Origin of the sequence: Streptomyces sp. NRRL WC-3549 (genome assembly GCF_000721935.1) — a bacterium.
Lineage (GTDB): Bacteria > Actinomycetota > Actinomycetes > Streptomycetales > Streptomycetaceae > Streptomyces.
Window position 1 is genome coordinate 36,798 of sequence record NZ_KL585422.1, and the last position, 219, is coordinate 37,016.

Genomic DNA, 219 nt, shown 5'->3' on the forward strand with positions numbered 1-219 from the left:
CCCCCGGGCGCTTCGTCAGCCGCTGGTTCAGCTCCCCGCTCACCCTGGCCGGCCGATGCCGATGCCTCCGTCCCGCGCCGGGGGAGTGGAGTGGAGTACGCCTGACTACTGCTCGTCCGCCGGCGGGTGCGCCGCGCGGGCCGCGTAGGCCGGCACGGCCGCGACCGCGGCGAGCAGCGCAGGCGTGGTGAGCGCCACGGCTGTCTCTTATACACATCT